Here is a 24,442-nt window from a genome sequence, read left to right on the forward strand (position 1 = left end):
TGCTTGGTGGATTTATTTAAAGCTTATAAAAACGCTATCATGAAATATGCTATACTACTTAAAGTAAAATATCTGAGCGGATCAAATCAAGGGTGTTGCACACCTTTCAAAACTTTGTGGCGGATTCTGGTCATTAAAGAACCCCCCATAAAATATCATTTCTAAACGTAAAGGGGTTTTTAAATTGACAGAACAATATATCTTGGCCATTGACGAAGGTACGACTAGCACACGGGCCATTATTTTTGACCATGCTGGTCATAAGGTGGCCGATTCACAACGGGAATTCCCGCAGTATTTTCCAAAACCAGGTTGGGTCGAACACAACGCGAATGAAATTTGGAATGCCGTATTGTCGACCATTGCCAATGCGTTTATCGACTCCGGCATTAAACCGAAACAAATCGCTGGTATCGGCATCACCAATCAACGGGAAACCACGATTATTTGGGATAAGCAAACTGGCCTACCGATCTATAACGCCATTGTTTGGCAGTCCCGGCAAACCGTCGACATTGCCGAAGCCTTAGAAGCCCAAGGTTATGGCGATATGATCCATCAAAAAACCGGCTTATTGATCGATGCTTATTTTTCAGCGACTAAAATTCGTTGGATCCTGGATCATGTGCCAGGTGCGCAGGAACGCGCTGAACGTGGGGAATTGTTATTTGGCACCATTGATTCGTGGCTGGTTTGGAAGCTAACTGGCGGAGAAGCCCATGTCACCGACTATTCTAACGCTTCACGCACCATGCTGTTTAACATCCATGATCTCAAATGGGACCCTGAAATTCTCAACATTTTAAACATTCCCGAAAAAATGTTACCAGAAGTCCGTAGCAACTCCGAAATTTACGGCTTAACGCAAGACTACCATTTCTACGGCAGTCGTGTGCCAATCGCCGGCATGGCTGGGGACCAACAGGCCGCCTTGATCGGTCAAACAGCCTTTGAACCGGGGATGGTCAAAAACACCTATGGCACCGGGGCCTTCATTGTGATGAATACCGGTGAGAAACCGCAAATTTCTGACCATAAACTGTTAACCACCATTGGCTACGGCATTAATGGCAAGGTCAACTACGCTTTAGAAGGTAGTATTTTCGTGGCTGGTTCTGCGATCCAATGGCTCCGTGACGGCATGCAGCTGGTTGAAACAGCCCCAGAATCTGAAAAGCTAGCCTTAAGTTCGAAAAACAACAACGAAGTGTACGTGGTGCCTGCTTTCACAGGTTTAGGCGCTCCTTATTGGGATTCTGCTGCCCGCGGTTCCGTTTTTGGGATTACCCGCGGCACCACCCGCGCTGACTTCATTAAAGCCACCTTACAATCTTTGGCCTATCAATCACGTGACGTGGTGGATACCATGAAGCTCGATGCTGGTATTGAAATTCCAACCTTGAAAGTCGATGGGGGTGCAGCGCGCAACGATTATTTAATGCAGTTCCAAGCTGATATTTTAAACACACCGATTCAACGTGCAGCTGACCTGGAAACCACCGCGTTAGGGGCGGCTTTCTTAGCTGGCTTGGCCATTCATTATTGGGAAAACTTAGATGAACTGAAAGAAGTTTATACCACCGGGAAATTATTCCAACCACAAATGGCCGCGGATGAACGCCAAAAATTATATCGTGGTTGGCAAATGGCCGTTAAAGCCACCCAAGTCTTTAAACCAGAAGGCTAGTCAGATTGCGATTTTAAACACGCTTTGTTAGAATAGAACGTACGTTCAATATTTTTTGTAAAGTAGGTTCATTATTGTGAAACGTCGTTTTAAATCGAAACTGGGTGCAGTGGCGCTGGTGCTGTTAGTTGGTTTCTTCGGACTCCAGCCGCAACAAACCGATCAACTAACGCAGAAGCTCCAGCAGTTACTGCCCTTTGCCCAAGCGCCAAAAATCACTAACCAGCAAACTCAGGCCAGCGATGCCGTAGCCTTAGCCAATCTCAATTATCAATCCGGCCAGCCACCGGTGGTGCAAGTAAATCATAATCGGGCACAATTAGACCCGAAAAGTTGGCAGACTAATCAAGTCCGTTACGCCAACCTAGATAAGTTTAATCGGACGAGTCAACCCAATACGGCCTATTTAGAAGCCCGCAATGTGGCAAATGATTCGCTACGAGCCAGACAAACCGTAGAACCCACTGGCTGGCACCAAAAATTTGATGGTCGCACGGCCATTATTAACCGTGGTCATTTAGTCGCCTATTCATTGTCCAAAGGGATCAGTTTAAGTGGTACTTATGACCCTAACCAACAAAGTGGTGATCAGAACAACTTGAAAAACTTTTTCACTCAAACGGCTTTTAGCAATCAGCGCCTGCAAACCAAGTACGAAACGCAAGTTCGTCAGGCATTACGCGCTAACAAAAAAGTCATTTACCAAGCACAGGCCATTTTCCGCGATAACGAATTAATGCCACGTGGAGTCCATTTACAAGCCATCAGCACTGATCAAACACTGGACTTCAACGTTTATATTTTCAACGTGCAACCTAGATTTACCTTTGACTACGCCACTGGCCGCAGTCAAACTAGCGCCATGCGAGTGCCAGAATCCTAGCAAAGCACCACTTCCGTTGCGGGAAGTGGTGCTTTTTAAGTTGCTTAAGTTTCCTTAAAGACCCAAAGTTTTTCTAAAATAATCACTTATTTTTTAGTATGTGGTACATTACAAAACCAGTCATCGCATGGGTTACCGTTGAAAAATGACAAATTTTCAGTTTTCATTCATTTTACTGAACTAGCTAGCGTAGTCGTGATCCAATAAGATAAAGCTACTTAAAAAAGTATTGAAAGGACTGGATTTGTTTTGACAATCACTACAAAGCGTCACCTTGGTCTTGGTTTGCTGGCAGCATTTGCCATTTTAGCGATGAGCGTTGTATTAAAGGCCGACTGGGTCACCAGTTTGGACAGCGCCACTCGCCAAGTCGCCAGCCAAACGATTAGCCCGCTGAACACCACGCTTTTAACAGGCGTGGCTTTTCTCGGCAGTCCTGCAACAGCCATCGGTTTGACGTTAGTGCTTTGTGGCTATCTTTGGTACCGTAAGGCCTATGTGACCAGCATTTGGATCGCTGGTATTCAATTTTCAGGCGCTGCGATTGCAGAAATCATCAAACAACTAGTTGCCCGGCCGCGACCAACGCAACAATTAATCGCAGACACTGGCTTTAGCTTTCCCAGCGGTCACACCTTTTGTACCGCTATTTTAATTTTTAGCCTACTCATGCTGTGTTGGCCTTACCTGCAAAATCAAGAAAGTCAATTGGTTGCCGTTTTACTTGGCCTTGCTTGGCTTGCTTTTGTTGCCAGTTCACGAGTTTATTTTAGAGACCATTATGTCACCGATGTTTTCGCCAGCGTTTTGTTGGCAAGTGGCTATTGGTTGGTTCTAAACGCCTATCGCGCCACACTACAACTCTGGATCAAGCGAATGCTTCCGAAAAAATATCAGCTTGAAGTAAATCCGAAATAATCGTTGATTAAACGTAATGGCTACTTTAAAGTGGTTTTTCAATAACCGTTAAAGGAGGTACAAAATATGGTGGTTTCAACGAAGAAACATCAATGGCTGCAGCTTATCGCACTACTGACCGTTATTGGTGCTGGCATTTTAAGCTATCATTTAGGCTTGCTTTCTTCAGTGGCCCAATTGCAGGCCTTCATTCGGCAAGCTGGTCTTTTAGGGCCCATGCTGTTTATTTTGTTGCAAGTGGTTCAAGTGATTTTTCCCATTATTCCCGGCGGGTTAACTACGATTGCTGCGGTAACGATTTTTGGTGCTAAATTAGGTTTCCTTTACAATTATGTCGGCATTAGCTTAGGCTCCGTTGCCGCTTTTCTATTGGTTCGACATTTTGGGCCTCGCTTTCTTCGCGGTTTTGTCCCTGAAAAAACCTTTAACAAATACCAGCACTACTTAAACGGCGGCAAGAAATTTGACCGCTTCTTCGCCCTAGCGATTTTACTACCAGTGGCGCCAGATGATATTTTATGTATGCTTGCCGGCCTTACCAAAATGTCGTTAAAAAAATTCAGCGCGATTATTATTTTATGCAAACCTTGGACCATTCTTGCTTATAGTCTAGGCATGAGCACTTTACTTCAAGTGACGCTACAACATCTTTAATTCAAAAAGGCCGTTGTATTTCGCACAAACGAAACACAACGGCCTTTTTTTAGGTTACAGCAATAAATCTTGGGCAACTAACACCTGCTTCAAATGCGTTAATGCTTTAACTAACGCCTGTGCATTAGGCATTGATGCCAATGAGATCCGCAAAAAAGGCTGCGGCGTATTTGGGCCTACTAAAAACCGATCTGAATGAAAAACATGAATGCCTGCAGCTTGGCATCGTGCTTCAACTTCCTGACCTGTCAAAGTAGTCTGAATCGGCAACCTTCGAAAAAAAGCCTGCTGACGATCATGACTTGGCGTTTGGGACGGAAAAATCGTTTCAAAAATTTGATTTGCTCGTGTCGCGCGCTGATACTTAGCTTGCATGATTCGTTCTGCCACACCAGTTTGAAAAGCTGTAGTAATAATTTCAACATCTAGCGCCGATGTTTTCACATTAACATTAAACATGGCTTGCCGTAAGGCCGGCTGATCCGCCAGCGTACTCACAAGATAACACACACGTAAACCAGAAACGATTGGTTTCGACAAACTACAAATATACACACTTTGTTTCGGTAATAAGGTGCTTAACCGTGGCAATGCTGGTTGACGAAAACGATTTAAAAAGCTTAAATAATCATCTTCAATTAAGCGTAACTGATGGCGCTTGATCACTTCGGCCAACGCCTGACGCCGATGTAACGTTAAGGTAACCGTGGTGGGATTGCTTAAATCTGGCATGAGATAAATGCCTTTGATTCGCTGCTCACGACACAGCTTGTCTAAAACAGCAGGCTGCATCCCGCCGGCATCACCACGAACTGCCACTAATTTAATCCCTCGCATGCGTGCTAATTCAATAAAGTTCGCAAAAGTAAATTGATCCACCGCAATTTTATCGCCTGGTCTGAACAAAGCTAATAAAACAATCGTCAGTGCATTCAAGCCCCCTGATGCGATAAAAAGCTGTTGCGTGGGGACAGTGATGCCAATTTGCTTCAAGTATGCCTGGGCAACCACCTTTTGATGCAAGGAACCCGTTGGCGCATCGTAATTCAATAATCGAGTGGCCGTTTGCCGGCTCACCACTTGCTTCATCACCGGCTGTAGCCGTTGATTTTCCGATTCAAATGACGCGTTAAAACCTAATTCTGCCTCAATTTGACTATTGTGGCGTGAAATCGTCACGGTTTGCTGGGCTGTTTGCGCCACAAACGTTCCTTGACCAATCACCGCGTAGGTCAGCCCTTGCTGTTGACTTAGCCGATAGGCCCGGGTAACCGTGGTAAAGTTGATCCCTAAAAAATTGGCCAACTCCCGTTGCGGCGGTAATTGGGTGCCGGGTAATAATTCACCACTGGCAATCGCTTGCGACAATTGCTGGACTAAACTTTGGTAAATCGGGCGTTTTAAAGCAGACCAATCCGGCTTCCAAGTCAACGGATATAAGTTGGTTAAATCAAGTGCCACAACTGTCACCGCCTTTCACAGTGATTTTATTGTAATCCATACACTTTTCATCTTGATTGTATGCTTTTACGGTTTAAAATACAATTAATGACGGAAGGTTTTAGCAGACCTTCGTAATCTATCAAACGGAGGACGCACCTTTGACCACAACCTTTCAATTTGCTTTTAAAAAATCAGTGCCAATTATGTTTGGTTTTATTTTTCTAGGGATCAGCTACGGCATTAGCATGCACCAAGCTGGCTTTAATTTTCTTTATCCAACGCTGATGGCCATGACAATTTTTGGCGGCTCAGTCGAATTTTTAATTGCCAACTTGTTAACCAAAGCCTTTGATCCTTGGAATGTACTGATCCTAACGCTGATTATTAACTCGCGGCATCTATTTTATGGGTTAACCATGTTAGGCAAATATCGCCATACTGGTTGGCGTCAACCATTACTGATTTTCGGCATGTGTGATGAGTCATTTTCAATCAATGCCACCACAACGGTTCCTAAAACAGTTGACGCAAAAAACTTCATGTTGTGGGTGACAGCATTAAATTACTGTTACTGGGTGTTAGGCGCCATGTTCGGTGGCTTATTCGGCAGTTGGTTAAAACTGGATTTACCTGGATTATCTTTTGTTATGACAGCTTTATTTATTGTTTTAGCATTAGAACAGACCTTCAAAAAATCAAATCGTGCTAGTGCCGCCTTAGGCTTCGTAGTGCCATTGATCTGGTTACGTTTAGTTGGTGCCACTTTATTTCTTCCGCTTAGCCTGATCACATTGGTTATCGGCTATGTTGGGACACAACAAGTCAGGCGGTGGCACGCATGACGTTAACCGAACAAGTGCTGACCATTGCGATTGCAGCAGGTGCCACTATGCTGACTCGTTTTGGTGCCTTCTTATTCTTTCCCAGCCAAAAGCCGATTCCACCTTTAATTCAAAAAATTGGCCAATTTCTACCACCTGCCATTCTGAGCATGTTGGTGGTGTACTGCTATAAGGACATCTTGTTTACACTAGACCGTACTTTGGTCAACAATCTTGTGGCAGGTCTCGTCACCGCCGGTTGCCATCTTTGGCGCCGCAACATGTTCTTGTCGATTTGCGTTGGTACAATTTGTTATAGTCTCTTACTCGTGTTTTAGCCTACTAAAAAAGTCATGACCGTCGCATTTTAATGAATGGACAACCATGACTTTTTAATTATTTCTAAATACCCTTAGTCATCGGCCCTGGTTTAAGGGTCTTGCGACGTGGTGCTAACCGCACAGAATCAAATGAACGTTCTGCTTGGCGTTCTACTTCATAATGCCAACTGTGTTGGCGTGCTTCGGCCATGCGCTTGTCGGTAACCACCATTTGGACAATGGAGATCAGCAACAGTGCACAGACGAAAATCAACGGGAAGCCGGCCAAGGCACAGATCGTTTGAACGGTCTTAAAGCCCCCAACCATGACGATCCCGAAGGAGAATAACATGAACACACACACCCAAAACATCCGGTTGGTATGACTTGGTTCTTGCCCATCCACTAACTTTTTGCTGGTGAAAGAGGAGACGATAAAGGCTGACGATGAAATCGTTGTGGCCAAGAAAATGAAGCAAGAAACACTATAAAATACCAATACCAATGCCTTAAATGGCAAGGTTTGGATGATCCGCGCAATGGCAGCTGCTTGCCCTTGGCTTTGTAAAATCGCAGCAACATTGACAATGCCAGCGTGTTGTAAATACAAGGTATAGCCACCTAAAATGGCGTAGAAACTCATGCACCCTAATGCCCCGTAGCCGATCATGCCTAAAACCACCTGACGCACAGTACGGCCTTTTGAAATACGGGCAATGAACAAGCCGGTAAATGGCATGTAGGATAACCACCAGCCCCAGTAGAAAATCGTTTCACTACGTGGGAAGGCAGCGTGTTGGCCTAAGATATTCGTGCTTAATGCGGTAAAATGTTGGCCTAATGAGACCAGATTGTGCATTTCACCACTAACCAAGTGTAAGGTTGGGCCAACTAATAATACAAAGGCCAAGAAGCCTAAGGCCGTCCAAATATGCGCGGAACTTAATTTGTCGATACCACCTTTTAACCCGGCAAATACGGTTAAGGCAAATAACACAAACAAAATCGCGAATAAGCCTAACGTCAACCAGAAATTATCTGGGATACCGGTGGTGGCACTGATGACTTTCGCCAAAACAGGGATTTCCATCCCAACGGAAGAACCGATCCCACCCATAATGCCGATCACAACCAGTAGGTCGACAGCAGAGCGCAGTCCTCGTTGCCACCAGCGCTTGCCATCTAAAACGGTAATGGCAGAACTTAACCGTTGGATTGGGCGCTTTTTAACGTACATGGCGTACGCAATGGCAATGGTCGCCGATGCAAACATGAGCCATGCCATTGGCCCCCAGTCAAATTGACCGAAAACACTTGCGGTGGCATAGGCCTGTGCTGAGAAAGGCTTCATATTAAATGCTGGGTGCATCAAGAAACGCAATGGATCTGTCATACTCAACATTAAAATACTGGCATCAATGGCTGTGGCAAACACCATACTCCCCCATTGAAAGTTGGAGAAAGCTGGTTTGTCTTTGGTATCACCGAGTTTGATTTTACCGAAATGACTAAATGCTAAATAAATGAAGAAGATAAAGTTAATGATGTAAATACCCAAGTATAACCAACCGGTGCGGTCTGATAAAAAGGCCAACAATTGGTTGATACCGGCTTGCAGGCCAGAGCCGCCTAAAATAAAAACAAAGGCTGCAATGACAAATAAAACGGCAGTGGGGATAAATATAAAGGGATCGATATTTTTGCTTTTTAAAATAAGTGACCTATTAAAATCTCAAAGCGACTTTAATAGTATTGCCTTCTTTCTGTTTAATTACCTCGTTGCGATCAACTTGAAAGCTTCCTGTCGTAATAAAACAAATCGGCTGTTATGGCAACCAACCGATTGTCGGCCATAAAAAATCATCCTTTCTTAAAATTAAATTTGATACAACTTATTATTGCTGAATTTTCCGAATCACACGGGCTGGATTACCGGCAATCACCACGTCATCACCAAAGGACTTGGTGACCACAGAGCCAGCACCAACCACCACCCGATTTCCTAGCGTGACACCTGGGCAAACGGTGACATGACCACCAAACCAGCAGCTATTGCCAATGGTAATTGGCGCACCTAGTTCAACGTCTGCGTTACGTTCGGCAGCCGTAATCGGATGAACAGGGGTGTACAATCCGATACCAGGACCAAAGTAGCAGTGGTCACCAATGGTAATCGGACACGTATCTAATAACGTAATGTCATAGTTACCATAAAAGTGGTCACCAATATGAATGTTAAAGCCATAATCAAACTTAAACTCACTTTCAACGAAAAAATCAGGACCACTGTCAGCGAGTAACGCGCGAATAGCGTGGTTTCTGGTGTCGTTATCTGGTGTTTGATTAATGGTTTGCAGCGCCTTGCGAATTTTCACACGACGAGCGATCAGTTCTGGATCAAACTGATTGTAGGCCTCGCCAGCGGTCATTTTTTCTCTTTCTGTTGGGATCTCCATCACCTCAATATTTTGATGATACCTTCGCAAATCTGGCGTCAGCGGCAAGCTCTCAAGCTAAAAAAGCCGCCATGACTTAATTTGCATGAATAGTCTTACAAATTCATGGTAGCACTTATCCCGACAAATGGTAAATGTTGTTCTGACAGTTTAACCGCTGTCATCCACGTTTAACATAGCTTAGCGCGATTTTATTAAGTTTTGAAATGAGTTTTGAAATGGCCGCGCCGTAAAAAAATAGGCTTGCCACTGCAAGTCTATTTCCGACAGAACAATTCATAAAAGCCCACGGCCGAAACAGTTTGCGCAGAAGCCACTGTTCCAGTTTGAATGCGCGTGCGCAGGTCTTGATACGCCATTAATCCACTGGTCACAAATTCATCACGATCAAAGTTCTTGGCTGCTTTTTGATCTGTTTCGATTTGCGCCAAAACCAACGTCACTTTTTCATCCGTAAACCCTTCAGAAGAAGCCACTGTGGTCATGATCTGTAAGTCCCGCGCCACATAACCCGTTTCTTCCTGAAGTTCCCGTTTCGCGGCAATCAGCGGCGTTTCACCCTCATTTAGTAAGCCTGCTGGTAACGCCAAGCTTTCCTGATTCACACCTGCTCGGTATTCCACGTTGACCACCACTTTTTGATCTGGGGTCAGGGCCAATACAGCAACGGCCGGTTTATGAAAAACCACGTCACGCTTCACCGTCATTTGATCCGGTGTTTGAATCTCCTGTTGCACTAATTTAAAAATTGGGCCTTGATAAATCGCCTTTTCAGACACGATCTCGCCTTTTTTTCCGAGCTGCTCTAACACGGCAATCGCCACCTTTAAGGCCTATTATACGCCTAATGAGTGGCTTCTGGGACAGCCGTTAAATGCGGTTTTTTCGCAGCTTTTTCTTGGCGCTGTAGCCCGATGCCTGTAAAGCCGCTGATCAATGACATCACTGGGCATAACAAGCTGAAGAAAACAAACGGTAAGTAGTGCATGGTTGGCACACCTAAGGTATTGGCTAAAAACACCCCGCCGACACCCCATGGGACCAAGTAGTTGATCACCGTACCGCCATCTTCTAAGACACGCCCTAACGCGTCGTTGCCTAAACCACCTTGGTTAAAGGCTCGCTTGAAAGCACGACCTGGTAAAATAATGGACAAGAATTGTTCGCCAACAAAGATGTTAACCCCTAAGCAAGTTAAGATCCCGGCTAGCACTAATTTACCAGGTGAGTTTAAGCGTTTGGCTAACGGGGTCATCACGGCCTCGATCAACCCTAATTTCACTAACAAACCGCCTAATGACAAGGTTAATACGATCAACGCAACAGTTGGCATCATGCTGACAATGCCACCACGAGACATTAAGGTATCCACCGTATGACTGCCCGTATGCGCCACGTAACCATCGGTAATGATCGTGGTTAATTTTTGCAATCCAATGCGTGGTTGTTCAACAAAAATCAACGCACTGGTGATAAAAACGTTCAACAACATCGTTGGAACGGCTGGCATTTTAAAACCGGCACAAACGAATACCAAAATGACTGGAATCGCGGCCCACCAAGTGATACTGAAATTTTGTTGCAAAACAGCAACTGTTTTATCAATATTCCCTAGTGTTGCACCACCATGACTGTGTCCTAAAATGGCAAACAAGATCACGGAGATCACACCTGCTGGTGCCGTTGACCATAATAAATGTTTAATATGCGCAAATAAGTCCACATCAACCACCGCTGACGCTAAGTTATTGGTTTCAGATAAAGGTGATAATTTGTCACCAAACACACCGCCGGCAATGATTGCACCAGCGACCATTGCTGGATTCATCCCCATGGTAACGCCCATTCCGAAAAAGGCGATTCCCACCGTTGACGCCACAGTAAAGGTACTCCCCACAGCAGCCCCAACCAACGTACAAACCACGAATACAGAAGGCAAGAACCACTGCACACTGATCATATGAAACCCTAATACCATTAAAGCTGGAATCGTGCCAGCCGCGATCCAAGTACTGATCATGGCCCCGATCATAATGAAAATAAAAATCGGAATGATGCCTTTTTCAATGCCTTCTTTTAAACCGCCATCAATGAGCGCCCAGTCCACATGCCGCCAGCGTGCCCACAACATAACGGTGGCCATCGCCAACATCACTGGGACTTGTGGTGACAAGCCAAACCCGATCACACCGACGCCCATTAAGGCCAAAACCACTAATAAAACACAAACTGCTTCTACTGCTGAAATTTTTTTCATTGTTGTTCCTCCATTGTCTTTGCCAGTTGATTGCGTTTACCGACAACTCCAATAGCGAATCAATCCGCCACATTGTGTTAACATGCTTGTTTGCCCCTTCCTTGATCGAAGCGCAAAAAAAAGCGCCCCAATCGTTAAATCTAACGATTGGGGCGCTTGACCGCGGTACCACCCAAATTGTAGCCTCAAAAAGACTACCACTCACTAGACGGTAACGGGCTCTAGTTATTTTCCGTTCATTAAAGAAACTGCACCAACGTATTTCATCTGAATTAACCTGATCGGTTCGCAGCAACCACCGACTTCCTGACACCCAGTTAACCAGCTACTTCAATGTGGTGTTTCACGTTCTCATATCTTGGCACCAGATTAGCACGTCCCGTTTTTTCTGTCAAGCTTGTTTTCGAACAGCGCTTTCAAATCGTTGATTGGGTTGGTAACGAGGTACGGTCAGCGTGCTCGGATAAATCTTGATTTAAATGCTGCTAGTTGATTACAAACGTTTCCAATCGCTAACGTAAACTGACAAGGCGTCAACGTCCATTCACTCGCAATCGTCTAAAATAATCATTGTACACAATTTAATTTTATGCTATATTAATGACAGCTACTTAGATTCATTCTCATTTAGCAATAATTGATAAATGCCTGTTTCATCTTGCTTTTAAGTATAGGTAATAATGATTCACAGCTGTTATTAATTTACATCTATGAATAGATTGCTATAATGGAGTCGTATTTAAGCCAAGCACTACTTTGTTATTTGCAAACTAGTCCTTAAATTACTTTAGGAGGTGCCATATTTCTATCGTGGCGGGGTTCGCCCGAGAGAATGGACATCCTCCGAAATAGGACTTTGCGGTAGCAAAGTAGTCCTTAAATTACTTAGGAGGTTTTTACTTATGAAAGTTATTGTAGTCGGTTCATCTCATGGTGGTTATGAAGCAGTACGTGAAGTTTTAGCAGATCAGCCTGATACTGAGATCCAATGGTATGAAAAAGGTGACTTTCTTTCCTTCCTATCTTGTGGCATGCAGCTTTACTTAGAAGGTGTTGTCAAAGACGTGAACAACGTTGCTTACGCCACACCTGCTGGCATGCGTGCACAAGGCGTTAACGTTTATACCCGCGAAGAAGTCAGTGCCGTTGACCCAGCCCAACATCAGGTTCATATTTTGAACCATAATGATGGCACTGAACGCGATGAACATTATGATAAGTTGGTTTTAAGTCCTGGTGCTGTGCCATTCGCCTTGCCTGTTCCTGGGAAAGACTTGGACAACATTTACGCCATGCGTGGTCGTGACTGGGCCGTTCAATTGAAGGCTAAAACCGTTGATCCCGATTTGAAGAACGTCGTCGTTATTGGCTCTGGATACATCGGCATTGAAGCCGCCGAAGTTTTCGCCAAAGCTGGCAAAAAGGTGACGATTATTGACATGTTGCCGCGCTTATTAAGTCTTTACTTAGACACTGAGTTCACCGACGTTTTAACTGATGAAATGAAGGCCAAGGGCATTTACCCTGCAACTGGTCAAGCAATCAAGTCATTTACTGGCGAAAATGGCAAGGTCACTGCAGTTGTCACCGACCAAGCCACTTATCCAGCTGACTTAGTGGTTGAAGCTGCTGGCATTCGGCCAAACACAGCTTGGTTAAAGGACACAGTTGATTTAGACGAAAAGGGCTTGATCAAAGTCGACCAGTATCAACAAACGAGCCAAGCCGATATTTATGCCGTTGGGGACGCTACCCTTGTACCTTTTGCACCAACTGCTGGTTCAGCACGGATCGCCTTAGCGACAAATGCCCGTCGCCAAGGCCGCATTGCTGGGAAGAACTTATTAGGGACACCGCAAGCGATGCCTGCTGTATCCGGTTCATCAGCCTTATCTGTTTTCGATTACCACTTTGCGTCAACTGGCATTAAAGAAGGTACAGCCGGTGCTTACGGCGTCACCACTAAGTCGGTCTTAGTAACGGATACCTTCCGCCCTGCTTTTGTGCCAGAGACTGCTGGCAACACCAAGGTTTGGTTCAAGTTAACTTATGATCCTGCAACCCAACGGATCTTAGGGGCCCAAATCATGTCGAAGGCTGATGTGACAGCTAATATCAACACGATCTCGTTGGCCATTCAAGCTGGCTTAAAGTTAGCTGACTTAGCTTACACGGACTTCTTCTTCCAACCTGGTTTTGATCGGCCTTGGAACATTATGAACGTGGCTGCACAAGCGGCTTTACGTCAAGAAGCCGGTCAGCAACAAATCAAGGACTAAAATTTATTCATGTTAGCACGAAAATTTTAAGTTCTAAATTGCTGATTATTTCTTTCAATTCGCTATACAAACCCTGATATTAATGCTAAACTGATTTCAAAATGAACACTTTTATGGTTTTTTTGTCTAGTCAGTTAAAGAGCCTATAGTGTAAGGGGAATTGAGGGATTCGTGTGGATTTAAATTTACTACAAAATTGCGAATTAAATTTACTCCAACAAATCGCGCAAATCTGTGAAACAGAACACATCAACTATTGGTTATCCGGTGGCTCTTTGATTGGTGCCGTTAAATCCCAAGGCATGATTCCTTGGGACGATGATGTTGATGTGGGGATGTTGCGACCAGACTATGAGCGTTTTGTCCAAGCCGTTCAAGAAAAGTATGATCAACACGATCGCTATGCGCTGGTCACTGACCTGACAGATGCGGACTATGGGGTAACTTGGAGTAAGTTTATTGATCGTCAAACGGAGATCAAGGAGAACTTTCCTTTTTCAACGAATACCGCGTTTATCGATATTATGCCGTTCGATCGCGTTGCTGATAATACACTCATTCAAAACTGGGATAAATTCAGCTTCCATATTGTCGATCAGCTGGTTCGCGAGCGTTATCATATTGCCAAACATTCGATTTTCGGTCAGTTATTGTATTTACCTTTTCGGATGATGTTCCATCGCTTGTCTTTGCAACAGCTTAAAGCATTTCGCCTCCACTTAATGACGCGCCGCAACGAAACCGATGCACGGATCGTGATGAGCTATGCCTCTTGGTTTGATTGGGGCCATGAATGGGTGCGCATCAGCGAAGTGCATCAGACCACCAAAGTGCCGTTTAATGATGCTGATTTGCGGATTCCCAAACACCATCATGCGATTTTGAAGCGGATGTACGGCGATATTAGCCAAACACCGCCTAAATCCAAACAGCATCCAGATCATGTGAAAGCCTTTCGCTTTCGGACGACAAAAAAGCAACGTCATTTAACGGAAGCACAAACCGTTGAAGCGCAAAAGCAAACCACGGTTTCCGTTCGCAGCAATTAATGGTGCGCCTTTCCGTTGACGTGATCTGAAGAGAAATGATTACATTTCATTCATTTTCGCTTATAATATTGAGGATGTGACTTTTGTCGCATCCTCTTTTTGTTTCTCCCTTTATTATTCTGTGCGCTAAACGAGGTTTAAGTCATGAAAGTTATTCGCAACTATCTCTACAACGTTTCCTACCAATTATTGGTATTATTGGCACCGCTGATCACGGTGCCTTATATTGCACGCGTGATCGGCCCAGTTGGCGCTGGGATCAACGCTTATACAAATTCAGTGGAATCCTACTTTGCTTTGATCGGCTCGTTAGGCATTGCGCTATACGGCAATCGTGAAATCGCCTTTCACCGCGATAATTTACAAGAACGCTCGCGGATTTTTTGGGAGATCACTTTGTTACAAGCAGGTACTGTCACCATTGCACTACTGGGTTTCCTGCTATTTTTCCTTAAAATCGTGCCCCATTATCAATTATTCTTTCTCATGCAGGCGATTGGGCTGCTAGCAGGTGTCTTTGATATTTCTTGGTATTTTATGGGATTGGAAGATTTTAAGAAGACGGTTTTGCGTGATGCCATGGTGCGTATTTTATCGATTATTTTAATTTTCTTATTGGTTCACCGTGCTGCCGATTTATGGCTTTATATTTTAATTCTTTCTGGTGGTTCACTGCTTGGTAACTTATCACTGTGGCCGTACTTACCTAAGTTAGTGCGCCGTGTGCCGTTAAAAGAGCTCCGGTTCTGGCGGCATTTAGGGCCAGCCTTTATTTTATTTATTCCCACCATTTCCATGCAGTTATACATTATGGTCAACAAAACCATGCTGAAAACCATGGTCTCAGTTAAAGCGGCCGGTTATATGGACTATTCTGATCGTTTCATCAACACCGCTATGGTGGTAGTCACTTCTTTAAGTGCTGTCCTATTGCCACATATTGCGAATTTATTTGCGAACAATCAGATCAAGGCCGTTCATAAAAGCTTATACCGTTCGTTCCAATTTATCACAGCTTTAGCGGTACCGTTGATGTTTGGCTTAGCGGCCATTGCCCCACAATTTACCATTTGGTTTTTAACGCCCCGCTTTAGTCCAACCGCCACATTACTGATGATCCAAACACCGATCATTTTACTGATTGCTTGGAACAATACTCTAGGCAAACAGTATTTACTGCCGGTTAATCGGATGCGCGACTATACGTTGTCCATCGTTTGCGGTGCGGTGATCAATATCATTGCCAATTATTTCTGTATCAAGCATTTTGGGACCAATGGCGCAGCAATCGCCACTGTCCTCACAGAAATTTTTGTCACGGGTTATCAAATCATTGTGGTACGGCAGCAACTGGATCTGCGCCAAATGTTTCATGACTTTTGGAAATTTATGTTATCCGGTGCCATCATGGCCCTGTGTGTCGTTGCGGTTGCGCATTTATTGCCATTACGCTTCTGGGCCTTCCTATTAGAGATCGGCTTTGGCGCACTCCTTTACGGTTTAGGGTTGTGGTTATTACGCACTGATATTTTATTAGCTGGTTTATCTGAAATGAAGCACCGGCTTTTTAAACATCAGGCTTAACAGGTTTCAAATTTATTTTAAAACCTGTGTTTAAGGCTTTTCATTCCCTTGTCAAAAGCTGTAAAATGAGAGTAAAGCGATTTTAGATTCAACGCAAAAAGAGGTGCTGCATTTATGAATATTAAGAAATGTTTAGATTATCAAAAGCAATTTTTTACCGATTTTGCGCAAGCCTGGCAAAAACGTTCTGACTTAGACCTTTATCAAATGATTGATACAACTGCAAAATCCTTACGTTTAGAAGTTTCTGAAGTGCCAGCGTACATTTTAGCCTACGACAAAGAGGCGCAAAACGAATTAGAGGCTTACTTACAAAAGGGCCTGACGCACTGGTTGCGTCAAGATATTCCTTTCTTTGAAATTGATGCCCGCGGTGTGATCATGTTTGGTGATTGGTACCATCGGCGTCAATTTGGACGGTTGGATGTTTGGAATCGGCAAATGATTCAAAACACACCAAATCAGCAACAAATTTTACCAGAACTTGAACGATATGCGTCTGATAGCGAAACTTACCTTGAGGATCGCTTGCAACGCTTACACGACGAATTATTCACGGACGTAAAAGACTTAGAACATGATTTGGAACGGGCACAAACTGCCGCTGAAACGGCACAAACAGAAGTCCATAGCCGAATCAGCCGTGAACGCCCACAACCTCAAAACGGAACCGGACGGCTTAAGAGCCTGTTTGGCTTTGGGGACGAACCTGAAGAACAACCGGAACCAGTGGCCCCTGTTACACCGGCCCCTAGCAAGCCCGTTAACACCACTCAGATCATGGATTTGAAGAACCGTTTACGGACGGCTAAAAGTGACGCGGAAGTCGAATTTGACGATCAAAAACGGCAGATCGAAGTAGAAGTTGCTGTTATTCGTTATGAATATCAAGCCATCATGAACCATTACAGCTCCATTGAACAATTCGAAAACGCCTTGGCACACATTAGCGAAAGCTATTTAGCCGCACTAAGCGAAAAAGGAGCTGATCAAGATGCTTAATTTCAAACAACCTGAATTACGTGACGTGATCGCGGCTCCTGCTAACATTGGCAAACTACGCCAGACGTTACGCCAACTGTACCAACGGCAACGGCAGTACAGTCTTGATCAGCAACAATGGCTGGAAAATGAAGCAGCTTTTAATGAATTAGAAGCCAGCTACACGCGGATCTTAGCGGATAAGATCTGGGAAGCCTTTGAAGCCGAAACGACCATTGAGAAAACGGACTTGTTCCAACACATTTGGATCAGCGTTACCGCGGTTAACGAGATCAGCATTAACTACGCCAGTACCGATGGTCAAACCAACCGGGTGTTATTGACAATCAATGATGCGTTGACCAAAACAGCCTACTTACAAGCCAAGCATTTACCGACTTTGAATCAAGATCTAACTGATTATTTCTTAGGTGCAGAAGCCTTAACGCCACTGATCACCATGATCAAATTGCTGTACAAAGCCGGCTTGACTTTCCAAACACCGCAAGAAACCATTTTACAACCTGTAGACGACCTATCCTTCTTAGTGACATTTCCTGAACCAAAGACTTTTACCAAAGAAATCTTGGTTTCAGATAACGTACACGAACCAGCGCGTTTTGATTTAGAGCTGGCGCCTTATGCGCTACAACATTTCGAAGTCACTGATGATGAAGATAACGACATTACCGATTTAGGCCACGTCACGGTTACCCCTGCTGGTGAATTAACTTGGCGCGCTTCTGCAAAAGACTTGCCAGATCTCTTAAACCATCAGCTGACCTTAACGGCCACTGCAGTGAACATCGACGCCTTGCCTTGCTTAGAAGACTTGTTTGTCACTGCCTCTAATGAAGGTATTCTCATGCGGACTGGTGATAAATTAGGCCAGTATCAGCTTGTACTAACAGAAGATCAACAATTAGGCTTGCAAGTCAACGCCAATGATCTCACCTTGACCTTAAGCTATCCAGATTCTGAAACACATATTTATGAACTGGACCGGACTTATCCATTCTTAATTAAATGGTTGGAACAAACCATTAAATAGCGCAAAAAAAACGATTGGCCGTCAGGGTCAATCGTTTTTTTAGACATTAAGCTTGATTTTTAGCTGTGTAAATCTGGCGAATACACTGGCGTAATGCGAAATACTGGCCATCGTTGGCATTTAGTGGCCAGTAGAAATTGCGTGCTGCTTCTGGTGCTGTTTTAAAACACATGGTGGCCTGGGTATCAAATGTGGTGATCACTAAGTCCGCCGGCAACTCTGTTTGATTAATTGGCAATAAGTCCACCAGGTTCAAGGTCCCTAAAAAGAGCCGTAACTCTCGAGTCGCCAAGCCGTCTTCCACTAACAGGCGAATGCGAACCAAGTCACTTGTTCTAAAGTACCGCGCATAAGGTAACATGAAATACAGTAAAAAGCGTTTGAGAAACCGTTCCTGTTGCGTGATCAGCGGCCAATCTTCCATTTGGTGGAGCTGATTTAAAAAGTCATCGATTAACTGACCAAGGCGCTTAGGTTCCGGCTTGATCAATGGTGCTGTAAAATCAACTAAGTCCGGACTAGCTTGCTGGATCACAACAATGCGCGCCGCCAAACGTAACAAATTTGTTTTCAATGGGGCATCTGCCAAAAACTCAGCTCGGACATCATCGGGTAACCGTTGTGCAAAATAAGTCATCGTATAGTCCATAAAATGCCAAATCGGATCTTGTCGTGCTTCAAAATAATGATACACAGTTTCGGATTGTTGAGTTTGTTGTAGCGCAAAGGACAGCCGGGTGGCACGCACAAAATAAATAAAGTGGCATTCTTCAGCCAAACGGTCTGGCGTCAGCGGTGTTTGCACCAGCTTCGCCAACGCCTGCTGAATCGGTTTAGCATCCGCAACTTTTTGGATCTGAAAATCATCATGCGACTCAATCAAATGCCCGGTTTGAATCCGTTGCACACAAATTCCCAGCATTAGTACTTCTTGGGCTTGGGCCACTTCCCCTTCAAGGGTGGGCTGATTAACAAATTCCTGAAAATCGATCATATCCTGATGGGCTACATTTTTAAACGGCCAGGATAACCCGTGAAAAATTAACCAGTAAAAGTAAAATAACACCAACCGAATATTCCGTTCGCTACCCGTCAGGTCCAACCGAGAATAGGAAAACTTCAACCCAAACTGTCCCACGAACTTCTTCAAGGCCGTGGTTTTACGCAGTAAAGTCGACCGACTGACAAAGTAATCATCACAAAACTGGGTAATCGTCGGATGTGGCTGTTGTAACAAGTAATCTAAAAATTGAAACGCAATCGACTGTTGTAATAAATAAACCCGATAGTGATCAATGGAAATTCGAAAGCCTTGGCGTTCTAACACGTCATGCCGGCCACGTTTCACGTTGCTTTCTGGATCTAATTCAGCCATATCCCGCAATAGCTCCTGGAAAATATTGTACGTTTGCTGGTAGGTCAAGTGTAACGCCCGACTCAGATCATTGATGGTAAAACTTTTTGAATTCCAACTTTTCAAATGGCGAAACATATCGAACTTTTGAATACTCGCCTTTTCCATTAAAATTTCTTCAAATGGCATCCCCTATACGCCCCACATATCCTAAAATGATGTTGCAACAGGACCGAGCCGTTGTGACAGTTCTTTGTCCAATAAGCCTTGTCTGGTGCACCAAGTACAGACGCAAGGCCTCATCCTTTTTAAATCATTTTATTTTCAGTTTAACAGGTTTTTCGATTGAAAACAAAACCAATTAAAAACGAGCAGTCAGCCGTTATAACACGACTGACGCTCGTTTTAAAAATCAACGCTTTTATTGAAATTGATCTAAATTGATAAAGTAATCTTGATACCAGATCAAAAAGGTGTAGATGACCCAAATTTGACGCCGACCATCTTTGGTGCCGGCATGGGTTTGATCTAACAAGTCTAAAATTTGTTGTTGGTCGAAGAACTCTGTGACAAAATCTGCCGCAAAGGTCTCACGTACCATTTGATAATACTTGTCTTCCGCTAACCATTGCTTGATTGGCACTGGGAAACCAAGCTTTGGCCGGTCAGCCCAGCTCTTTGGCAAGTGCTTTTCAGAGGCCTTCCGGAAAGCATACTTGGTGTCCTTGTTGTTTAACAAGTACTTTGATGGAATACTGTTGGCTAATTCCGCAACTTTCACATCTAAAAACGGTACCCGCAATTCCAAGCTATGGGCCATGGAGATCTTATCTGCCTTTTGCAAAATATCATGGGCCATAAAGTGATGGAGATCGATGTACTGCATTTGCTTCACTTCATCAGCGTTGGCAACCTTCTTAAAGTCTTGCTTATAGTTGCCGATCACGTCTAAATCATTTTGATAAGCCGTTGTAACCAAGGCATTGGCTTGCTGCGCCGTGAAGATCGTTGGTTGTTCAAAGTTATAGATCAACGATTCGCCAACATAGTACTCGCTAGGATCTGCCAAAGTAGCGTACAAATGCACTTTCCCGTGAAAGTCTTTCATATGCCGAACTTTCCGGGCTAAGCGATAACGGGTTTGGCGGGGTAACTTTTTCAAACCGCCAGCAAACACTTTGATCACTTCATTGTGGGTGTGCATGCCGTAGTTCACATAACCGGCAAACATTTCATCGGCACCTTCACCTGATAAGACGACGGTAACGTCTTTCCGAGCCAACTTAGACAAGAACCACAACGGAATCAAACTGGGATTGCCATCGGGTTCATCCATGTGATATTGCATCCGTGGGAACGTTTCAAAGGCTTCATCACCAGTGACTGTCGTTTGCTTGAATTCTAGCCCTAATTGATCAGCTAATTCTTTCGCCCGGCCTGCTTCGTTATAAGCTTCATCAAAGCCGACACTGAAAACCTTTTGGGGTTTCAGAACACTGGTCACATAACTACTGTCGACCCCTTCTGACAAGAAACTGCCAACCGGAACATCCGCAATGTGATGCAATTTAACAGACTCTTCAACAGACTTGTTAATGGCTTCAACGGTGTCTTCAAAGCTTAAGTTGTTTTGCTGATAAGTGGCATCCCAATATTGCTTAATGTCCACTTGACCATCTTTCCATAAGAAATAATGGCCTTCAGGAAATTTGAAAACGCCTTTGAAAAATGTTTCAGGTAAATCATTGTATTGGTTCATTAAGTAAGGCTTTAAGGCATCCTTATTCAATTGCTTTTTAAAGGCGGGATGCTTCATGAAAGTTTTCAATTCAGAGCCAAACATGAAAGTACCATCTGGCAAAGTGGTGTAATACAATGGCTTAATGCCGAAAAAGTCCCGCGCGCCGAATAATTCCCGTTTCACGGTATCCCAAATAAAGAAGGTAAACATGCCGCGAACCTTTTTCAAAACGTCGGCGCCCCAAGCTTCATACCCGTGCAATAAGTTTTCAGTGTCTGTGTCGGTTTTGAACACATAACCTAAAGCTTCTAATTCACGCCGAATTTCTTGGTAGTTATAAATTTCACCGTTAAACACAATTAATTTCGTATTATCCGCATTATAAATCGGTTGTTTTCCATTGGTTAAGTCAATGATGGATAACCGTCGAAAGCCCAATGCCACATCATCATCTACATAAGTACCTTTGTCATCCGGGCCACGGTGTTTAATGACTTCAACTTGTTTGTCGAGAATTGTTTGTTTAGCCGCTACATCTAAACCGCCGCCAACAAAACCAGTAATTCCACACATATTTTCTGTCCTCCATCTAAATCGAAACGGTGCACATATTGTCTGCACATCCTAAATTGACTTGATTTATTTTGCTATTGTACCACAAAGTAATTTTTATCCTTTCCTATCATACAGAAAACCCGCTAAATCCGCAATTCTTAACTGACCGCTTTACAGAAAATTAAGGTCAGTTAAGGTCTAAAAGACACTCAGCATTGACATTCTGCCTGAAGCTGGGTTAAATAACAGTAGTACCGCAAATTCTGGTTCGCATTGCCATAAGAATGCAACATTTTAATGAATCCGCTTTAACAACGGCTACATTAAAATGAGGAGGTTTTTCATGGAATTTTTAACAGGTTCAACCGGTGAAATGGTGCATGAACATTTATATAGCGAAAAGGGCCAACGCATCGGCCATCGCACACTGCCAGCAGGCTTCCAAACTGGCGAAGGTAAATTACACCCAGCTCCAGCCCATGGCGTGATCATTCCCATTAAAGGCCGCGTTCAATTTAACACCGAAGGGCATAGTGAAGAGATCTACCCTGGCCGTGCCGTGGTCATGGAAAAAGGCGAACCGCATAGCATGACTGCCATCACCGACTGCGAGATCATGGTCGTCTTAGATATCCTGCGCTAGTCCGGTAAAATTTCCAACTTCCGACGGATTCCAGGAAAACCGCAAGCTGGTAAGCTAAGTTTAAACTTGAAATGCAAAGAGGTGTCTCACCATGTCAACCTTTTTTAAAAATCTACAAAGTCGCAGTTTAACCCAAATCTTACTCACCTTCGTGATTGGATTGGCTTTACTGCTCTGGCCGCATACGATTTTACAGTTTATCACCTACGTGATCGCGGCTTACCTGCTGTTCCTAAGCTTGCGGAACCTGACGCTGGCCTGGCAGCGCCGGCGCAATACCGTTGGTCGTGATCCGCAGATGACCTTAGGTTGGATCTTACTGGTTTTAGCACTGTTGGTGTTAGTGTTTACCCCCGCCTTGCTCAGTATGATTCCAATTGTCCTCGGCTTGCTCATTTTAGTCACTGGGGTCGGTGCCTTTATGAACGCTCGGCGCCCACGGGAATTCGTCAACAAAAGTCACGCGCCACAATACGTTTACAGCATTTTGATTATGGTCCTGGGCTTATTCCTATTGTTAAACCCATTCCATAGCGTGCTCATTGGCTTACGCCTGTGCGGTGTAGCCATGATCGTTATTGCTGGTCGGGATGTTTGGGAAGGGTATTTACAGCGTTAAAAAAGAGCTTCTTCATACACGTTGCTGTGTTGAAGAAGCTCTTTTTAATGCCACAATCGGCGTAAGTAATGACTCACATCCACCGTTAACAAGGCCACGGCTAAAATAATCAACGCCCCACCGAACAGGTCATAGCGGGTCAACGGCACTCTTAGCAGTAAAATTGAAAAGACGGTGGCTGACAAGGGCTCAAACGCATCCAGCAAACTGGCCGTGGTAGGCTTAATGTATTGAAAACTCATGTTAAACAACACCAAGGCAAACACTGTGCCGACTAAAATAATGGCACCAATCAGTAACAAGGCTTGCCAAGGCATGTGTCGCGGACGTAACCAAGCCGAATGATAAGTGTTCATGGCAAGGCCAGCTACCAGCAAGCCCCAACCAGTGGTATTTAACGGCCCAAATTCAGGCATAATGTCCCGCGGAATCAGGGCAATCGTCGCCGCGCCAACCGCGGATAGTAGCCCCCAGAACAATACCAAGGGCGAAACCGCAATCGCGCCAAAATGACCATTGGTCACCAATAAGAAGGTCCCCATAAATGCCACAATAATGCCGATGACTTCCGAACGTTGCGGCAATTGCCGCAACCGCACCACATTATACAACACAATCACAAAGGGACACAGATATTGTAAAATGGTGGCAATCGACGCATTACCTGCCTGAACGGCTAAAAAATAAAAAAACTGAACCGGGATCAGGCCAAAGAGCCCATAAGCAATCACTTGTAAGGCACTGTGACGCTGGTGCCAAATGGCAAATGGTTTTTGTTTGCGTAAGCCACTGAGCACCAGCATGATTGCCCCGGCACTGATCATGCGAATTTGGGTCAACCACAATGGGTCAAACTGCGGGTAATATTTAAATAGTGTACTGGCAGCAACCCCAGAAAGGCCTCAAGCCGTTGCTGCAATGCTGGCTAATAAAACACCTAGCCAAGTTCGTGTTGGTTGTGTTGTCATGCTGTAACCCCTTGTATCCTTTAATTTACTTGTTGTTTCCTAGTTTAAGCATCTGATTTAGTCTAACGCAAAACCGCTGCACCATAAAGTAACATTCGAACCAAACAAAAATGACTGTTCATTTTGAAGTGCAATAGAAAAGTTAGACAATTTAGATTTTGAATTAAGCAATCATGGCT

21 protein-coding genes and 1 pseudogene are annotated in these 24,442 nt (G+C 44.3%); 13 read left to right on the top strand and 9 right to left on the bottom strand.

The features are described from left to right. Positions 1-184: 184 nt before the first annotated feature. The 4 genes from glpK (at position 185) to FC07_RS13105 (ending at position 4,142) form a co-directional block, all read left to right on the top strand. Complete coding sequence (gene glpK, locus FC07_RS13090) at positions 185-1,687, top strand: glycerol kinase GlpK (RefSeq protein WP_057905538.1); 1,503 nt, start codon at positions 185-187, stop codon at positions 1,685-1,687. Positions 1,688-1,763: 76 nt separating this feature from the next. Next, positions 1,764-2,570, top strand: a complete 807-nt coding sequence (locus tag FC07_RS13095; RefSeq protein WP_057905539.1) for a DNA/RNA non-specific endonuclease — start codon at positions 1,764-1,766, stop codon at positions 2,568-2,570. Between the two features lie 249 nt (positions 2,571-2,819). Then, positions 2,820-3,488: a phosphatase PAP2 family protein gene (locus FC07_RS13100; RefSeq protein ID WP_057905540.1), complete on the top strand. Its 669-nt coding sequence runs from the start codon at positions 2,820-2,822 to the stop codon at positions 3,486-3,488. Positions 3,489-3,554: 66 nt separating this feature from the next. Then, entirely contained in the window at positions 3,555-4,142 is a 588-nt protein-coding gene (locus FC07_RS13105) for a TVP38/TMEM64 family protein (RefSeq protein WP_057905541.1), read from the top strand. A gap of 54 nt (positions 4,143-4,196) precedes the next feature. Here FC07_RS13105 and FC07_RS13110 read toward each other — a convergent pair whose 3' ends face one another. Further along, complete coding sequence (locus FC07_RS13110) at positions 4,197-5,603, bottom strand: aminotransferase-like domain-containing protein (RefSeq protein ID WP_057905542.1); 1,407 nt, start codon at positions 5,601-5,603, stop codon at positions 4,197-4,199. Positions 5,604-5,743: 140 nt separating this feature from the next. Between FC07_RS13110 and FC07_RS13115 the strand changes: the two genes are divergently transcribed. Both FC07_RS13115 and FC07_RS13120 read left to right on the top strand, forming a co-directional pair. Then, a complete protein-coding gene (locus FC07_RS13115; RefSeq protein WP_057905543.1) occupies positions 5,744-6,427 on the top strand; it encodes an AzlC family ABC transporter permease in 684 nt (227 codons plus the stop codon). Further along, positions 6,424-6,744 carry a branched-chain amino acid transporter permease gene (locus tag FC07_RS13120; protein WP_057905544.1) on the top strand — a complete coding sequence of 107 codons (321 nt, stop codon included), beginning with the start codon at positions 6,424-6,426 and terminating at the stop codon, positions 6,742-6,744. The genes FC07_RS13115 and FC07_RS13120 overlap by 4 nt, the downstream gene beginning before the upstream one ends. A 64-nt stretch (positions 6,745-6,808) precedes the next feature. On the opposite strand, the gene FC07_RS13125 is transcribed toward FC07_RS13120, so the two are convergent. The 4 genes from FC07_RS13125 to nhaC form a co-directional block, all read right to left on the bottom strand. Then, entirely contained in the window at positions 6,809-8,440 is a 1,632-nt protein-coding gene (locus FC07_RS13125) for a BCCT family transporter (protein WP_057905545.1), read from the bottom strand. A 181-nt stretch (positions 8,441-8,621) separates the two neighbouring features. Further along, positions 8,622-9,155: a sugar O-acetyltransferase gene (locus FC07_RS13135; RefSeq protein ID WP_083483330.1), complete on the bottom strand. Its 534-nt coding sequence runs from the start codon at positions 9,153-9,155 to the stop codon at positions 8,622-8,624. A gap of 284 nt (positions 9,156-9,439) precedes the next feature. Beyond that, positions 9,440-9,994, bottom strand: coding sequence for an NUDIX hydrolase (locus tag FC07_RS13140; RefSeq protein WP_057905561.1), 555 nt, complete (start codon positions 9,992-9,994; stop codon positions 9,440-9,442). Between the two features lie 32 nt (positions 9,995-10,026). Continuing rightward, entirely contained in the window at positions 10,027-11,439 is a 1,413-nt protein-coding gene (nhaC, locus tag FC07_RS13145) for a Na+/H+ antiporter NhaC (protein ID WP_057905548.1), read from the bottom strand. 902 nt (positions 11,440-12,341) lie between these two features. Here nhaC and FC07_RS13150 point away from each other — a divergent pair. From FC07_RS13150 to FC07_RS13170, 5 genes are all read left to right on the top strand, one after another. Further along, positions 12,342-13,718 (top strand): FAD-dependent oxidoreductase, encoded by a 1,377-nt coding sequence (locus FC07_RS13150; RefSeq protein ID WP_057905549.1) that lies wholly within the window; start codon positions 12,342-12,344, stop codon positions 13,716-13,718. Positions 13,719-13,891: 173 nt separating this feature from the next. Further along, the gene (locus FC07_RS13155; protein ID WP_057905550.1) at positions 13,892-14,767 is read left to right on the top strand and encodes a LicD family protein; all 876 of its coding nucleotides are present in this window, start codon (positions 13,892-13,894) and stop codon (positions 14,765-14,767) included. A 144-nt stretch (positions 14,768-14,911) separates the two neighbouring features. Then, on the top strand, positions 14,912-16,351 hold the full coding sequence (locus tag FC07_RS13160) for an oligosaccharide flippase family protein (protein ID WP_057905551.1): 1,440 nt from the start codon (positions 14,912-14,914) through the stop codon (positions 16,349-16,351). Positions 16,352-16,465: 114 nt separating this feature from the next. Further along, positions 16,466-17,353: a hypothetical protein gene (locus FC07_RS13165; RefSeq protein WP_057905552.1), complete on the top strand. Its 888-nt coding sequence runs from the start codon at positions 16,466-16,468 to the stop codon at positions 17,351-17,353. Further along, positions 17,346-18,383: a hypothetical protein gene (locus tag FC07_RS13170; RefSeq protein ID WP_057905553.1), complete on the top strand. Its 1,038-nt coding sequence runs from the start codon at positions 17,346-17,348 to the stop codon at positions 18,381-18,383. The genes FC07_RS13165 and FC07_RS13170 overlap by 8 nt, the downstream gene beginning before the upstream one ends. A 46-nt stretch (positions 18,384-18,429) precedes the next feature. Here the strand turns inward: FC07_RS13170 and FC07_RS13175 are convergent, their stop codons facing one another. Further along, positions 18,430-19,926 carry a helix-turn-helix domain-containing protein gene (locus FC07_RS13175; protein WP_057905554.1) on the bottom strand — a complete coding sequence of 499 codons (1,497 nt, stop codon included), beginning with the start codon at positions 19,924-19,926 and terminating at the stop codon, positions 18,430-18,432. Between the two features lie 232 nt (positions 19,927-20,158). After that, positions 20,159-22,051, bottom strand: a complete 1,893-nt coding sequence (gene asnB / locus FC07_RS13180) for an asparagine synthase (glutamine-hydrolyzing) (RefSeq protein WP_057905555.1) — start codon at positions 22,049-22,051, stop codon at positions 20,159-20,161. Positions 22,052-22,376: 325 nt separating this feature from the next. Between asnB and FC07_RS13185 the strand changes: the two genes are divergently transcribed. Together FC07_RS13185 and FC07_RS13190 are read left to right on the top strand one after the other, a co-directional pair. Next, positions 22,377-22,676, top strand: coding sequence for a cupin domain-containing protein (locus FC07_RS13185; protein ID WP_057905556.1), 300 nt, complete (start codon positions 22,377-22,379; stop codon positions 22,674-22,676). A 91-nt stretch (positions 22,677-22,767) separates the two neighbouring features. After that, positions 22,768-23,295: a DUF308 domain-containing protein gene (locus FC07_RS13190; protein ID WP_057905557.1), complete on the top strand. Its 528-nt coding sequence runs from the start codon at positions 22,768-22,770 to the stop codon at positions 23,293-23,295. 44 nt (positions 23,296-23,339) lie between these two features. Here the strand turns inward: FC07_RS13190 and FC07_RS16365 are convergent, their stop codons facing one another. Both FC07_RS16365 and FC07_RS16370 read right to left on the bottom strand, forming a co-directional pair. After that, positions 23,340-23,837: an EamA family transporter gene (locus tag FC07_RS16365; RefSeq protein WP_338040317.1), complete on the bottom strand. Its 498-nt coding sequence runs from the start codon at positions 23,835-23,837 to the stop codon at positions 23,340-23,342. Next, a pseudogene (locus FC07_RS16370) lies at positions 23,829-24,152 on the bottom strand (EamA family transporter); the annotation flags it as partial. The pseudogene FC07_RS16370 and the gene FC07_RS16365, both read right to left, overlap by 9 nt. Positions 24,153-24,442 lie beyond the last annotated feature (290 nt).

Origin of the sequence: Loigolactobacillus bifermentans DSM 20003, assembly GCF_001434575.1 — a bacterium.
GTDB lineage: Bacteria > Bacillota > Bacilli > Lactobacillales > Lactobacillaceae > Loigolactobacillus > Loigolactobacillus bifermentans.